Consider the following 13,113-nt stretch of genomic DNA (forward strand, 5'->3'; position numbering starts at 1 on the left):
ATTCTGTAAATATATTCGCACAGGTTGAGGGGGAGTTGTAAATTTAATGATATTGCAGCGCAGAAAGCCGTTGATAACGCAATATAATTCGTGCGGGGGTGCCGCGTGACCCGTGATGCGCTGACCGGCAGCCGCATCCGTGAACGTCGGGTGATGGCGGGGCAGAAACAGGCGGACCTTGCCAAGCGGATCGGCATCTCGGCCAGCTATCTGAATCTTATCGAACACAACCGTCGCAGAATCGGCGGGAAGCTGCTGCTGAATATCGCCGCCGCCCTTGGGGTGGAGCCGACGGCGTTGACCGAAGGGGCGGAGGCTGCGCTGATCGCCACCCTGCGCGAGGCGGCGGATGATGCGCGGCTCAGCGGGCCAGAGGCGACCCGCGCCGATGAATTTGCCGGGCGGTTCCCGGGCTGGGCCGATGTGCTGGCCACCGCGCAGCGCCGGATCGCCACGTTGGAGCGTACGGTCGAAACCCTGACCGACCGGCTGGCCCATGACCCGCATCTGGCGGCCTCTATGCACGAACTGCTGACGACCGCTGCCGCGATCCGGTCCACCGCGTCGATTTTGGCCGATACCAAAACGCTTGAACCCGAATGGCGCGACCGGTTTCACATCAACATCGATCAGGACAGCCGTCGCCTTGCCGATAGCGCGCAGGCGCTTGTGGGATATCTTGAGGCCGACCCCGAAATCACCCCCGCCGCCGATTCCCCGCAAGAGGAGGTAGAGGCGTTTCTGGCCGCACATCGCTATCGTTTTGCCACGCTCGAGATCACCGAAGGGGATGCGGATGCTATCGACAAGCTGATCCAGACCGCCCCCGAACTGCAAAGCGTGGCTGCGCGTCACATCGCGCGCGATGTGTTGCAGCAGATCGCCATCGACGCCGAAGCCTTGCCGATCACGCGGCTGACACAGGCGCTTGACCGGCTTAGACCCGACCCCGTGGCGCTTGGTGCAGAGCTGCGCCAGCCCGTGGCCCGCGTCTTGCGGCGCATGGCGACGGTGCCGGAACTGGGGGCAGGGCTGGTGATCTGCGACCGGTCGGGCACGTTGATCTTTCGCAAATCCATCGACGGTTTCGTCGTGCCGCGCTTTGGGGCCTGTTGCCCGCTTTGGCCGCTGTTCGCCGTTCTGGGCAGCCCGGGTATGGTGCAGAAACAACGGGTCGCGCAATTGGGGCGGGGTCATTCTGCTTTTGACTGTTTTGCCACCTGCGAAACGCAAAGCGTGCGCGATTACAACGCGGTACCCTTGCTGCATTCGGTGATGTTGATCCTGCCCGCGGGGCCGGACAGCGCGCCCGCGCTGGATGTGGGGGCCACCTGTCGCGTCTGCCCGCGCGCAGCCTGTCCGGCGCGGCGCGAACCGTCGATCCTGAATGACGGGGTCTAGCGCGGGGCAACAGGCTTTTGACAGGGCAGGGTTTTCCGTGCATCTTGCCGCTCGGCCTACCGAGATCGCGGCACAAGCGACCAGGGCCACAGGGAGGGATTTTGCCAATGGGCAAGCATGTGGTGCTCGTGGAAGACGAGACGAACATCGCCGAGGCGATACGATTTTTACTCGGCCGTGAGGGCTGGCGCGTCGAAACGCTGGCCAATGGCGCGACAGCCGTGGAGGTGATCCGCAACGCCAACCCCGATCTGGTGATGCTGGATGTGATGCTGCCGGGCAAAAGCGGTTTCGAAATCCTGAAAGAACTGCGTGCGGATGCGGCGTTGGCTGATCTGCCGATCCTGATGTTGACCGCCCGCGGTCAGACCCGCGACCGCGAAATCGCACTAGAGGCCGGGGTCAGCCGGTTTATGACCAAACCGTTTTCCAACGCCGATATGCTTGCAGCCGTGCGCGACCTGACCGCCGCAGGCACCGCAAAAGCATGAGCAAGCCCCCCGGCTCGCCGCTGTTTCTGGAACGGCGCAGCTACCGGTTTCGCCGCATGATGGATGCCGTCCGTCTGCTGCCCTTGCTGGTGCTGGCCTTCTGGATGGTGCCGCTGCTCTGGCCTGTGCAGGATGCCCCTGTCGGCGCGGCCGTGCCCATGTCGCACGCGCTGCGCTATGTCTTTGGCGTCTGGCTGGCGGGCATCGTCTTGTGCTTTCTGCTCTGGCGGCGCACGGCGCGGCAGATTGCTCAGGAAGCTCAAGACTGATGGTGTCGCTGAACCAGTTGGTCGCGGTCTGTCTGCTTTACGTGGTCGGGCTCTTTGCCGTGGCCTTCGCGGCAGAGCGTGCGGCGGCACGGGGGCGGGGCGACTGGCTGTTGCGCTCTCCGCTGGTCTATACGCTGTCGCTGTCGATCTATTGCACCGCCTGGACCTTTTACGGCGCCGTTGGCTATGCCGCGCGGTCGGGGTTGGAGTTTGTGACGATCTACCTTGGCCCGTCGCTGGTGATGATCGGCTGGTGGTGGGTGCTGCGGCGGTTGGTGCGCATCGGGCGGTCGCATCGGGTGACCTCTGTCGCGGATCTGATTTCCTCGCGCTATGGCAAATCGAACCTGCTGGCGATCTTGGTCACCATCATGGCGGTGATCGGGGTGACGCCTTATATCGCGCTGCAACTTCAATCGGTTACCCTGTCCCTGTCGATCTTTGCCAGCGCCGAGCCGGGGGTGACACCGGGCAGCGATCCGCTGAATTCCGCACAGGCGGCCTTTTGGGTCGCGGTGGGGCTGGCGCTATTCACCGTGCTCTTCGGCACCCGCAATCTCAACGTGAACGAACGCCACCACGGCGTGGTCATCGCCATCGCTGTCGAGGCGGTGGTCAAGCTGCTGGCCCTCCTGGCCGTCGGCGTTTTCGTGGTCTGGGGGCTGGCGGGCGGCGTCGATCAGGCGCTGGCGCAGATCGACCGGTCGGCCCTTGGTCAATGGCAGGTCGAAGGCGGCCGTTGGGCCGCGCTGACGCTGCTGGCCGCTGCGGCCTTCATCTGCCTGCCGCGGATGTTTCAGGTGCTGGTGGTGGAGAATGACGACGAACGTCACCTGCAAACCGCCAGCTGGGCCTTCCCGCTGTATCTCATGCTGATGAGTCTGTTTGTCGTGCCGATTGCCGTGGTCGGGCTGGACCTGCTGCCCGAAGGGTCGAACCCCGATCTGTTCGTGCTGAGCCTGCCGCTCAGCCAAGGGCAGAACAGCCTTGCGATGTTTGCCTTTCTGGGGGGCTTTTCCTCGGCCACGTCGATGGTGATCGTGGCGACGCTGGCGCTTTCGACAATGGTGAGCAACCATATCGTCATGCCGATCTGGCTGACCTACGGGCAGAACTCGGTGCAACAATCGGGCGATGTGCGTCATGTGGTGATCCTGTCGCGGCGGCTGTCCATCCTGCTGATCATCTCGCTGGGGTATTTCTATTACCGGCTGTCGGGCGGCGGCGGTGCGTTGGCGGCGATCGGGACGATCTCTTTCGGGGGGGTCGCGCAGTTCCTGCCGGTGTTGCTGGGCGGTATCTTCTGGCGCGGGGCCACGCGCACGGGGGCCGTCTGCGGGCTAAGCGTGGGCTTCGCGATCTGGGTCTATACGATGCTCTTGCCCAGCTTTGGCACCGGCGCGGCGCTGTCGGTTGCGACCTTTCAGGACGGGCTGTTCGGTATGATCTGGCTGCGCCCCGAAGCCTTGTTTGGAATCAACGGTTTGGACCCCACTGTTCACGCAGTGATCTGGAGCCTTTCGCTCAATGCGCTGGTCTTTGTCGCCGTGTCCCTGTTCAGCTTTCCCGCCCCTGTCGAGCGGCTGCAAGGCGCGCAATTTGTCAATATCTTCGACCATTCCACCGCCGCCCGCGGGTGGAGCGCGTCTGTCGCGGCCAGCGAGGATCTGATGATCATGGCGCAGCGGATTTTGGGCCCCGCCGAGGCGCAGGGATTTTTCCGCGCGCAAGCCCAGTTGCAGGAAAAATCGGATGGTTTGCCAGAGCCCACGCCGCGTTTTGTCCAGGCGCTGGAGCGTGAATTGGCAGCCTCGGTCGGGGCGGCGACGGCCCATGCGATGGTGTCGCAGCTGGTCGGCGGTGCCTCTGTCTCGGTGCAGGATCTGCTGGCGGTGGCGGACGAATCGGCGCAGATGCTGGAGTATTCAAGCCAGCTTGAAATCAAGTCGCGCGAGCTGACCGATACCGCCGCGAAGCTGCGCCGCGCCAATGACAAGCTGACGCAACTGTCGCATCAGAAAGACAGTTTTCTGAGCCAGATCAGCCATGAACTGCGCACGCCCATGACCTCTATCCGGTCGTTCTCCGAGATTCTGCGCGACGCCCAAGGGCTCGGGCCCGAAGAAAAGACGCGCTATGCCTCGATCATCCACTCCGAAACCATCCGGCTGACGCGGTTGCTGGACGATCTGCTGGACCTGTCTGTGCTGGAAAACGGCGAGGTGTCGTTGAACCGCCAGCGCGGGTCGCTGCGCGATGTGCTGGATCAGGCCGTGACCACAGCGCGCGCCGCCAATACCCGCGCGATCACGATTGACCGCGATCTGGCGGGCGAGGAGGTGATGTTGGAGACGGATCTGGACCGGCTCGTGCAGGTTTTCATCAACCTTATCACAAATGCGCAGAAGTATTGCGTTGCCGACGACCCGCAGCTGTCAATCCGCGCCCACCAGCGGGGGCAGCGCATCATTGTGGACCTGATCGACAATGGCGCGGGGATCGATGCTGCGTCTCAGGAATTGATTTTCGAAAAGTTTAGTCGTTTGCCCGGGCAGGGCGGCGAGGGGGCCGGTCTGGGACTGGCGATATGCCGCGAGATTATCAAACGTTTGCAGGGGGATATCTCGTATCTCACCGAGGTGTCGGGCACCGGTTTCCGGGTTGAATTGCCGTTGGCGCAGAATGGGGCCTAGCGCGATTTTTTCGATTCTTTAAAGGGAATCGTAACCTCTCTGCGTCATTTCATAGGGGTGAAATGGCAGTGAAGGAGGCGTGCGATGGGGTAAGGGATGTGAGTTTCGTCAAATGATGCCGGTGACATCAGATGCGGGGAGACAGCGCCGTCTTGGCGCTATCCGTTGGTATGGCTTCCGCAACGGCGCGGTTGGCCTGATCCTTGGCGGATCGACCGGTGGCGCGTTGACTGGTTGCGCGCTGACCCGTGGCGCGTTGCGGTTACGCGTAGGGGGCGCTGAGCACGCCGCGCATATGGCTTAGGTCGTAGCCACCGGCCCGTGCGGCCTCAATCAGCGCGTCTGCCGGTTGTTCGCCTGCCTGACCCAAGGCCCAAGCGATGGTCGACCGTGTACCCGAGGCGCAATAGGCCAGAACAACCTCGTCCTGCGCCACGCCGATCTCGCGGTTACGGGCAATGACATCAGGGGTCATCGTTTGGTGCGTCAGCTCTTGCACCGCAAAGCGCAAGCCAGCCGCCTCTGCCGCGGCCTGGATGGCGGCATGCTGGTGGCTGGGGGGCACTTCCGCGTCGGGACGGTTGCACAGGATCAAGGTAACGCCAGCCTCTTTGATCGCCTCCATATCGGAGGGGTCGATCTGAGGGGCAGCAAAGAAGCGGGGGGTGATTTGACGAATATCCATAGTTTGACTTATCCAGCCGCCCGCGTTGTGTCTAGTATCCGCCGCGCTTTGGGGGCGATCATCATACCCGCCAGCATGGTGATCAGAAAAATCAGGCCGCCCAAGCCGCCAAAGCCAAGCGACGCCAGCGCAGGCCCCGGGCAAAGCCCGACCAGCCCCCAGCCCGCGCCGAAGAGCACGGCCCCCACGATCAGCTTGCGGTCCAGCCGCGGGTCGGGGCGTTCAGGGAAATCACCGCCCACCACGGGCCGCCGCCCACGGGTCAGCGCCCAAGCGACCGCCATCGGCAAAATGGCCCCGCCCATAACAAAGGCGAGCGTCGGATCCCAATCCCCGAAGAAATCCAGAAACCCCTGGACCTTTTGGGTATCGGTCATGCCGGACAGATATAGCCCGGTGCCAAACAAGGCCCCGGCGAGGGCGGCAAGCATATTGCGCATCTCAGACCCCTCCGACCAGGGCGCGCAGGGCGACAACCATCAGCGCGCCTGCCGCGATGTAAACGAGCGTGGCAACGATACCGCGCGGGCTCAGCCGCGAAATGCCGCAGACCCCGTGACCCGAGGTGCAGCCATTGCCGATGCGCGTGCCCAGCCCGACCAGAAGACCAGCCGCGCCGACCAGCCACAGGTTCTCTGTCAGGTTGGTGGTCGCAGGGACGGGGGAAAAGACTGCGATCACCGCAGGGAGGATGATCAGCGCCGCCAGAAAGCTGCCGCGTTCGGCCCAAGCGCCGCGCGCCGATACGTCCACCAGCCCGCCGATAATGCCGCTGGCCCCCATGATGCGGCCATTCCCCAACAGGTAGACCGCAGCGCCGCTGCCAATCATCAGCCCGCCAATCAGGCCCCAAATCCAATCTGCTTCAATCATATGCTATATCGCCCTTTCGTACCGCCGTAAGCGGCGGGTGTCGGGAAAACATATAATGAATGCTGAATGTGTGGCAAGCCGCAAGCGCGAGGTTGACGCTGTGTCGGTCTCTGGGCGTTTGTTATCTATAGAGACAGGGGCGTTATCTATAGAGACAGGGGCAGAAAGTGGCCGTCACCTGCCTCAGCCGAGGATGATACCGATCACGACCATCATCAGCCCGATCACCGACAGCAGCAATGCGCCAAGGTTCATCGGCAGCACTTTTTGCAGGACGATCCGCATCTCTTCTTCGGGCAGGGCCGCGCGTTTGGCACGGGCCACGCGCAGGATACACCAGACAAGCCCGACCAACCCTACAAAAGAGATCGCCGCGCCCGCCCAGATCAGGACGTCAAAGAGTGAAAGAGATGCATTTTCCATAGGCCGCGAGCTATCCGAATTCCGCCCAATGGGCAAGAGTGGCTTGCGGCAGCGCAGGCACGCGGGTAGTCAATGCGCTGACCCATTCAAGACATAGGACGCCCCAGATGAGCGACAGTGCCACCAATCCCGAATCCCAAGACGCCATCGGTGATGCCACATATCGCGTGACCGCGAATGAGCTGCGCCAGTTCGTAGAGCGGATCGAACGGCTGGATGCCGAGAAGAAAGACCTCGCCGAACAGCAAAAAGAGGTGATGGCCGAAGCGAAATCCCGCGGTTACGACACCAAGGTGCTGCGCAAGATCATCGCTCTGCGCAAGCGTGAAGCCGATGATATCGCCGAAGAAGAAGCCGTGCTTGAGATGTATAAAGAAGCGCTTGGCATGTCCTGAGCCGGATGCGGTGCCTCGGGGGCTGATTATGCGCCCACTGGACGCCGCGCGAGACGTTTAATGCCATCGGTACGCGGGGGCAGGGGGCAATTCGCCCCGTCCCACGGGACCCCGCCGCCAAATCCGCTTGCGCCCAAGCGCAGGCCCCAATAGAAGAGCGGAAATTTTTCCGCCCGCGCCCCGCAATGCGCGGCCTTACCCTATGGAGCAAACATGCAGGTCAACGAGACGCTGAACGAAGGTCTGAAACGCGGCTATGCCATCACTGTGACAGCAGCTGAGCTGGAGGCCAAGGTCAACGAAAAGCTGGCCGAAGCGCAGCCCGAAGTCGAGATGAAGGGTTTCCGCAAAGGTAAAGTCCCAATGGCGCTGCTGAAAAAGCAGTTCGGCCAAAAGGTTATGGGCGAAGCAATGCAGGAAAGCATTGATGGCGCCATGCAAGAGCATTTTGAAAAGTCCGGCGATCGCCCTGCGATGCAGCCCGACGTCAAAATGGCGAATGAAGACTGGAAAGAAGGCGACGACGTCGAGGTCACCATGACCTACGAAGCACTGCCCGAGATCCCAGAAGTCGACCTGTCGTCCATCACGCTGGAAAAAATGGTTGTCAAAGCCGATGACGCCGCCGTTGAAGAGGCGCTGGCCAACCTGGCAGAGACCGCACAGGACTTTGAAGCCCGCGAAGAGGGTGCCAAGGCAGAAGACGGCGACCAGATCACATTCGATTTCCTCGGCAAAGTAGACGGCGAAGCCTTTGAAGGCGGCGCGGCAGAAGATTACCCGCTGGTGCTGGGCTCCAACTCCTTCATCCCCGGTTTCGAAGAGCAGCTGGTCGGTGTTGTGGCAGGCGACGAGAAAGACGTAACGGTCTCCTTCCCGGAAGATTACCAGGCACCTCACCTCGCCGGCAAAGAAGCCGTGTTCGAGTGCAAGGTTAAAGAAGTGAAAATGCCTGTTGCCGCGAAAGTGGACGACGAGCTGGCCAAGAAATTCGGTGCCGAAGATCTGGCTGCGCTGAAATCCCAGATCGCAGAGCGTCTGGAAGCGGAATATGCCGGTGCGTCGCGCGCTGTCATGAAACGCGGTCTGCTGGACGAGCTGGACAAGCTGGTCAGCTTTGACCTGCCGCCGTCGCTGGTCGAAGCCGAAGCAGGCCAGATCGCGCACCAGCTGTGGCACGAAGACAACCCTGATGTTCAGGGCCACGACCACCCGGAAATCGAAACCACAGACGAGCACAAGAAGCTCGCCGAGCGCCGCGTGCGTCTTGGCCTGCTGCTGGCCGAGCTGGGTCAGAAAGCCGAAGTTCAGGTCACCGACGCGGAAATGACGCAAGCGATCATGAACCAGGCACGTCAGTACCCCGGTCAGGAACGTCAGTTCTTTGAATTCGTTCAGCAAAACCAGCAGATGCAACAGCAGATGCGCGCACCTTTGTTCGAAGACAAAGTCGTTGATCACGTGTTTGAACAGGCGACATTGAACGAGAAAGAAGTGTCGAAAGAAGACCTGCAGAAAGCCGTAGAAGAGCTGGAAGACGAATAAGTCTTTCCCCTTTTTCGGTATCACGAAGATCAAAGCCGTCCCGATTGGGGCGGCTTTTTTCGTTGGACGGCTGGGGGGGTATCCGTTTTAGTGCAGCAAAATGCGGCAGTTCCGGTCAAGGGGAGGGTGGTAGACACATGTCAGATCAAGCCAGCAACAGGGCGCGCCGCGCCGCGAGAGCAAAGACACCCTTGACCGAGGAGGAGCGCAAAGCCCGCCGGCGTGCGAAGCGGAACCTGCGTCAGGCCGAGGCGATGGGTTTTCTCAAGGGGGTGACGGCGATGCTGAAGCCTGGCGATCTGGCGATGGACTGCGGGGCCAATGTGGGTGTCGTGACCCGTTTGTTGGCCGACACAGGCGCCGAGGTGATCAGCTATGAACCCGATCCCTACGCGTTTGAACAGCTCTCAGCGGCTGTGAAAGACCGCGCGAACGTGCGTCTTGTCAACGCGGCGGTTGGGGCCAGCTCGGGCACTGTGCGGCTGATGCGGGCCGCGAATTTTGACGACAATATGAAGGGGGCATCGGTCAAAAGCACAATCGTCGACGGCGGGCGTACGATTGACGCAGACAATTATGTCGATGTCGCATTGCTCAATTTTCTGGAAATCATCAGGGCTGAAATCGATAAACGCGGCGAGATCGCTTTTGTGAAGATGGACATCGAAGGCGCGGAGCTTGATCTGCTTGAGGCGATGGATGCAGCGGATTTGATCAAGGGGATCAGGTGCTTGGTCGTGGAAACCCATGAACGCAAGTTCGCGGATCTCAGACCGAGGTTCCGCGCGCTGCGCGAAACCTTTGCTGCGAAATACCCTGCGCGACAGGTGAACCTCGACTGGATCTGAGAAAGGCACGCCTGCGCCCATGGGGCAGCACGGCGCGCCTCGGGGGGCTCAGCCTTTGCGCAGGCCGGTTTCAACCAGCATACCGCGCCGTTTGGCCTCGTAATAATAGCCGCGGGCGTACCATTTGATTGCTGTGGCGTGATCGCCATCAGACAGCAGCCAAGCGCCGCGCAGGTATTTGACGCCGTATTTCAAGTTTACATCAGGATCGAGAAGATCGCCGGCATCGCCGCGAAACCCCATGCCGCGTGCGGTGGCGGGCAGGATTTGCAGCAGGCCGAAGTAGGGCCCATTGCGGGCCTCTGGACGGTGGGTGCTTTCACGGATGGCAAGACGGTGGACCAACGGGCGGGGGACTTCGTAGTGGTCGGCCCATTTGTTGATCAGCCCGCGCAGCTCGGGCGTCTCGTTGGGATAGAGCGGCAGCTTGCGGGGCGCGGGGGCGGGCTCTGGCGCGGTACTGGCGCAGGCAGAGAGGGCAGGTGTGCAAAGCAACATCTGGCAAAGGGAACGACGTGTGAGGGCGATCATGCGGGTGACTCGCATCGTTGACGGGAGCCAAATGCTTACAACGCCGGGGGCACCGCGCAACAAGGGTGGTGGTGGATGGGCAGAGGGTCGCTTAGCACAGGGCGGCATATTGCCGATCGCGCAATGAAAAACGCCGCCGCTGAGAGGTCAGCGGCGGCGTTTCATTTGGAATCAGATCGGAAGGCTTAGGCTTGCGCTTCGTCTTCGTCTGTTTTCTCGACAGCTTCTGCCAGATCGTCGTCGTCGGATGCGGCGGAGCCGATATCGTCGAACAGTTCAGAGATCTCGAATTCGGCTGCAGCTTCTTCTTCTGCGGCCAGTTCCTGGATCGACTTGCCTGCGGCCTGAAGCTCGGCCTCTTCAGGGGAACGTGCAACGTTCAGCTGAATTGTGGCTTCGACTTCGGGGTGCAGGATGACGGTGACGTCATGCAGGCCCAGGTCTTTGATCGGGCTGCCCAGAACGACCTGTTTGCGGTCGATGGTGAAGCCTTCGGCTGTGGCAACGTCTGCCGCGTCACGGGTCGTAACCGAACCGTAAAGCGCACCCGAATCGGAGGCGGAGCGGATGACGATGAACTGCTGACCGTTAAGCTTGTCGGCCAGTGCTTCGGCTTCTTTTTTGGTCTCGAGATTTTGTGCCTCAAGCTGGGCTTTCTGACCTTCAAAGGCTTCGATGTTGGCTTTGGAAGCCGACAGCGCTTTGCCTTGGGGCAGCAGGAAGTTGCGTGCGTAGCCGGGCTTTACGTCCACGACTTCGCCCATTTGGCCCAGTTTGGCCACACGTTCCAGAAGGATAACTTGCATGTGCTTTCTCCTTACTTAACGGCGTAGGGCAGCAGGGCGAGGAAGCGGGCGCGTTTGATGGCACGGGCCAATTCACGCTGCTTTTTCGCGGAGACTGCGGTGATGCGGGAAGGAACGATTTTGCCGCGCTCAGAGATGTAGCGCTGCAGAAGACGTGTGTCTTTGTAATCGATTGCCGGTGCGTTGTCGCCCGAGAAGGGGCAGACCTTACGACGGCGGAAAAATGGTTTAGCGGCCATGGTTTATGTCCTTTATTGCAAGCTGATGATCAACGACGTTCGCGGCGTTCGCCACGCTCGGGGCGCTCGTCACGTTTCTGCATCTGAACCGATGGCAGCTCTTTGTGCTCATCAACTTTGATGGTCAGAACGCGCATCACGTCATCATGCAAACGCATCAGGCGTTCCATTTCCTGTACGGCGGTCGCTGGTGCGTCCGAACGCAGGAAGGCATAGTGGCCCTTGCGGTTTTTGTTGATCTTGTAGGCCATCGTTTTGACGCCCCAGTATTCGCTGTCGACGAGCTTGCCGTCGTTGTCAGCCAAAACTGTGCCAAAATGTTCGATAAGGCCTTCTGCTTGCGTGTTGGACAAGTCCTGACGCGCAATCATAACATGCTCATAAAGCGGCATGTGCACTCCTATTTATATCAAGGCGCATTTCATAGGCAGGGCATTTGCGTTTTGCGGCCCCACCACGAGAGTCTGCGCGGTTCAAAAGATGATGCAAAACGAAGGGCCGATATACACGGTTTTGCAGGCAGGGCAAGGGTGCGTTGGCGCTATGGCACGGGCGTCTATCGATTTGGGGCGGATGATCCTTTGAAAAGTACCACTTCGATCACGGTCGCGCCTCTTTTTCGTCATGAACCCATACGAGAACTGAGGGGGAGATCACACGGTTAAGCAAGGTTTATCAGAACAATGGGCGCAGTTACGAATTTCTCGGCGGATAGTCTTCAGTTTTCGGCACAGGCCGGGATGGTAGATGGCTCTCGGGCGGTGGTGCGCAGCGTCCAGCGGTTGCTGGGGGCGGCCTTGGTGCTGGCGGCGTCGGGGTTGTGGCTGACGCCGGGGTCGAACTTTGGGTCAGATGTGATGCTGTTCAAGGTCGGGCTGTCGGCGTTGTCTGTGATGTTGGGGGCAAGCCTGATGCTGTCGGGGCAAAAGCCCGCGCTGCCCGAGATCCAGATCGACACGCTGCGGCGCGAGCTGCGATTGGTGCGTCCGCGCACGATGGGGGCGCAACGGGTGCTGCAACGCTGCAGTTTTGGCGATCTGGGACGGGTGGAGCGTGTGGGCCGCAACTTTCACTTCTGGGACGGGCGCGGCAATTTCATCGTTGATGTCCATATCGCAGAGCGCCGCGTGGTCGATAACCTGACCTTTAGCCTGCGCGACTCGGGTCAGGCGATCTGATCGTAGCTAGGTCGATATGTGCGTGTTTAGCGCATGTCCGACGCGCGACTGTTCGCCAATGCGCACTAACTGTTGAACGCTGCTGGGTTGCTGAAACGCTGAAATGCTTCATGTATGGTGCAGACAAACGCCAACAGGAGTATTCCAATGACCATGAAGTCTGTCCTTCTTGCCACCGCCCTGACACTGGGTGCCACCTCTGCTTTCGCCGCCGAGAAATATGTGCTGGACGCAAGCCACAGCCAGATCGTTTTTACCTATAACCACCTCGGGTTCTCGACCACCACGTCGATGTTCAGCGGTTTTGACGGTGAAATCATGCTGGACGAGGCAGAGCCCGCGAACTCCTCTGTCTCCGTATCTTTCCCGGTCAAAGACATGATCACCGGCTGGGAACCCCGCACCGAACACTTCATGACGGATGATTTCTTTGGCGCTGAAGACGGCGACATGGTGACGTTTGAATCCACCGGTATCGAGGTCACAGGTGAAAAGACCGCGTTGATCACCGGTGATCTGACCATGAACGACGTAACCAAATCCGTAGTGCTGGATGCCAAGCTGAACCAGATGGGCGAGCATCCGATGGCCAAGAAGCCTTGGGCCGGTTTCGACGCGACGACCACGGTCACACGCACCGATTTCAACCTTGGTCAGTTCGCGCCTTTCGTCAGCGACGAAGTGCAAGTGAACATCTCTATCGAAGCGATGAAGGCTGAATAAGCTTTTCACAGTT

The 13,113-nt window shown here is 60.6% G+C and carries 17 protein-coding genes; 9 read left to right on the plus strand and 8 right to left on the minus strand.

Annotated features, from left to right (window positions below):
* Positions 1-105 precede the first annotated feature (105 nt).
* From ABM428_RS07680 to ABM428_RS07695, 4 genes are all read left to right on the plus strand, one after another.
* A complete protein-coding gene (locus tag ABM428_RS07680; protein ID WP_353627796.1) occupies positions 106-1,401 on the plus strand; it encodes a short-chain fatty acyl-CoA regulator family protein in 1,296 nt (431 codons plus the stop codon).
* A gap of 107 nt (positions 1,402-1,508) precedes the next feature.
* Positions 1,509-1,892, plus strand: coding sequence for a response regulator (locus ABM428_RS07685; RefSeq protein ID WP_340287081.1), 384 nt, complete (start codon positions 1,509-1,511; stop codon positions 1,890-1,892).
* Positions 1,889-2,161: a hypothetical protein gene (locus ABM428_RS07690; protein ID WP_009826724.1), complete on the plus strand. Its 273-nt coding sequence runs from the start codon at positions 1,889-1,891 to the stop codon at positions 2,159-2,161. Before ABM428_RS07685 ends, ABM428_RS07690 begins: the two co-directional genes overlap by 4 nt.
* Positions 2,161-4,854, plus strand: coding sequence for a sensor histidine kinase (locus ABM428_RS07695; RefSeq protein WP_168593069.1), 2,694 nt, complete (start codon positions 2,161-2,163; stop codon positions 4,852-4,854). The genes ABM428_RS07690 and ABM428_RS07695 overlap by 1 nt, the downstream gene beginning before the upstream one ends.
* A gap of 262 nt (positions 4,855-5,116) precedes the next feature.
* Here ABM428_RS07695 and ABM428_RS07700 read toward each other — a convergent pair whose 3' ends face one another.
* From ABM428_RS07700 to ABM428_RS07715, 4 genes are all read right to left on the minus strand, one after another.
* Positions 5,117-5,539, minus strand: coding sequence for a TIGR01244 family sulfur transferase (locus ABM428_RS07700; RefSeq protein ID WP_005852802.1), 423 nt, complete (start codon positions 5,537-5,539; stop codon positions 5,117-5,119).
* An 8-nt stretch (positions 5,540-5,547) separates the two neighbouring features.
* A complete protein-coding gene (locus tag ABM428_RS07705) occupies positions 5,548-5,979 on the minus strand; it encodes a DUF6691 family protein (RefSeq protein ID WP_132996774.1) in 432 nt (143 codons plus the stop codon).
* A 1-nt stretch (position 5,980) separates the two neighbouring features.
* Complete coding sequence (locus ABM428_RS07710; protein ID WP_353627797.1) at positions 5,981-6,412, minus strand: YeeE/YedE thiosulfate transporter family protein; 432 nt, start codon at positions 6,410-6,412, stop codon at positions 5,981-5,983.
* A gap of 183 nt (positions 6,413-6,595) precedes the next feature.
* Positions 6,596-6,835 carry a hypothetical protein gene (locus ABM428_RS07715; protein ID WP_037943991.1) on the minus strand — a complete coding sequence of 80 codons (240 nt, stop codon included), beginning with the start codon at positions 6,833-6,835 and terminating at the stop codon, positions 6,596-6,598.
* A gap of 107 nt (positions 6,836-6,942) precedes the next feature.
* Between ABM428_RS07715 and ABM428_RS07720 the strand changes: the two genes are divergently transcribed.
* From ABM428_RS07720 to ABM428_RS07730, 3 genes are all read left to right on the plus strand, one after another.
* Positions 6,943-7,230, plus strand: a complete 288-nt coding sequence (locus ABM428_RS07720; protein WP_009826729.1) for a DUF2312 domain-containing protein — start codon at positions 6,943-6,945, stop codon at positions 7,228-7,230.
* Positions 7,231-7,443: 213 nt separating this feature from the next.
* The gene (tig, locus tag ABM428_RS07725; RefSeq protein ID WP_132996772.1) at positions 7,444-8,775 is read left to right on the plus strand and encodes a trigger factor; all 1,332 of its coding nucleotides are present in this window, start codon (positions 7,444-7,446) and stop codon (positions 8,773-8,775) included.
* A 137-nt stretch (positions 8,776-8,912) separates the two neighbouring features.
* Positions 8,913-9,623: an FkbM family methyltransferase gene (locus ABM428_RS07730; protein WP_009826730.1), complete on the plus strand. Its 711-nt coding sequence runs from the start codon at positions 8,913-8,915 to the stop codon at positions 9,621-9,623.
* A 48-nt stretch (positions 9,624-9,671) separates the two neighbouring features.
* Here the strand turns inward: ABM428_RS07730 and ABM428_RS07735 are convergent, their stop codons facing one another.
* The 4 genes from ABM428_RS07735 to rpsF all read right to left on the minus strand — a co-directional run bounded on the left by ABM428_RS07735 (position 9,672) and on the right by rpsF (position 11,591).
* Complete coding sequence (locus tag ABM428_RS07735; protein WP_005852857.1) at positions 9,672-10,121, minus strand: transglycosylase SLT domain-containing protein; 450 nt, start codon at positions 10,119-10,121, stop codon at positions 9,672-9,674.
* 218 nt (positions 10,122-10,339) lie between these two features.
* The gene (rplI, locus tag ABM428_RS07740; protein WP_064216809.1) at positions 10,340-10,960 is read right to left on the minus strand and encodes a 50S ribosomal protein L9; all 621 of its coding nucleotides are present in this window, start codon (positions 10,958-10,960) and stop codon (positions 10,340-10,342) included.
* Positions 10,961-10,971: 11 nt separating this feature from the next.
* Positions 10,972-11,199, minus strand: coding sequence for a 30S ribosomal protein S18 (rpsR, locus tag ABM428_RS07745; protein ID WP_005852865.1), 228 nt, complete (start codon positions 11,197-11,199; stop codon positions 10,972-10,974).
* Between the two features lie 29 nt (positions 11,200-11,228).
* Positions 11,229-11,591, minus strand: a complete 363-nt coding sequence (gene rpsF / locus ABM428_RS07750; protein WP_005852867.1) for a 30S ribosomal protein S6 — start codon at positions 11,589-11,591, stop codon at positions 11,229-11,231.
* Between the two features lie 291 nt (positions 11,592-11,882).
* On the opposite strand from rpsF, the gene ABM428_RS07755 reads away from it, so the two are divergent.
* Together ABM428_RS07755 and ABM428_RS07760 are read left to right on the plus strand one after the other, a co-directional pair.
* On the plus strand, positions 11,883-12,377 hold the full coding sequence (locus tag ABM428_RS07755; protein WP_235602539.1) for a hypothetical protein: 495 nt from the start codon (positions 11,883-11,885) through the stop codon (positions 12,375-12,377).
* Positions 12,378-12,530: 153 nt separating this feature from the next.
* Positions 12,531-13,100, plus strand: coding sequence for a YceI family protein (locus ABM428_RS07760; RefSeq protein WP_180829322.1), 570 nt, complete (start codon positions 12,531-12,533; stop codon positions 13,098-13,100).
* Positions 13,101-13,113 lie beyond the last annotated feature (13 nt).

Origin of the sequence: Sulfitobacter sp. TCYB15, assembly GCF_040435955.1 — a bacterium.
Taxonomy (GTDB): domain Bacteria; phylum Pseudomonadota; class Alphaproteobacteria; order Rhodobacterales; family Rhodobacteraceae; genus Sulfitobacter; species Sulfitobacter pontiacus.

Coding starts and splice junctions, on each gene's coding strand:
- ABM428_RS07685 (WP_340287081.1), top strand. CDS start 1,509: ATGGGCAAGCATGTGGTGCTCGTGGAAGACGAGACGAACATCGCCGAG.
- ABM428_RS07690 (WP_009826724.1), top strand. CDS start 1,889: ATGAGCAAGCCCCCCGGCTCGCCGCTGTTTCTGGAACGGCGCAGCTAC.
- ABM428_RS07695 (WP_168593069.1), top strand. CDS start 2,161: ATGGTGTCGCTGAACCAGTTGGTCGCGGTCTGTCTGCTTTACGTGGTC.
- ABM428_RS07700 (WP_005852802.1), bottom strand. CDS start 5,539: ATGGATATTCGTCAAATCACCCCCCGCTTCTTTGCTGCCCCTCAGATC.
- ABM428_RS07705 (WP_132996774.1), bottom strand. CDS start 5,979: ATGCGCAATATGCTTGCCGCCCTCGCCGGGGCCTTGTTTGGCACCGGG.
- ABM428_RS07710 (WP_353627797.1), bottom strand. CDS start 6,412: ATGATTGAAGCAGATTGGATTTGGGGCCTGATTGGCGGGCTGATGATT.
- ABM428_RS07715 (WP_037943991.1), bottom strand. CDS start 6,835: ATGGAAAATGCATCTCTTTCACTCTTTGACGTCCTGATCTGGGCGGGC.
- ABM428_RS07720 (WP_009826729.1), top strand. CDS start 6,943: ATGAGCGACAGTGCCACCAATCCCGAATCCCAAGACGCCATCGGTGAT.
- tig (WP_132996772.1), top strand. CDS start 7,444: ATGCAGGTCAACGAGACGCTGAACGAAGGTCTGAAACGCGGCTATGCC.
- ABM428_RS07730 (WP_009826730.1), top strand. CDS start 8,913: ATGTCAGATCAAGCCAGCAACAGGGCGCGCCGCGCCGCGAGAGCAAAG.
- ABM428_RS07735 (WP_005852857.1), bottom strand. CDS start 10,121: ATGTTGCTTTGCACACCTGCCCTCTCTGCCTGCGCCAGTACCGCGCCA.
- rplI (WP_064216809.1), bottom strand. CDS start 10,960: ATGCAAGTTATCCTTCTGGAACGTGTGGCCAAACTGGGCCAAATGGGC.
- rpsR (WP_005852865.1), bottom strand. CDS start 11,199: ATGGCCGCTAAACCATTTTTCCGCCGTCGTAAGGTCTGCCCCTTCTCG.
- rpsF (WP_005852867.1), bottom strand. CDS start 11,591: ATGCCGCTTTATGAGCATGTTATGATTGCGCGTCAGGACTTGTCCAAC.
- ABM428_RS07755 (WP_235602539.1), top strand. CDS start 11,883: ATGGGCGCAGTTACGAATTTCTCGGCGGATAGTCTTCAGTTTTCGGCA.
- ABM428_RS07760 (WP_180829322.1), top strand. CDS start 12,531: ATGAAGTCTGTCCTTCTTGCCACCGCCCTGACACTGGGTGCCACCTCT.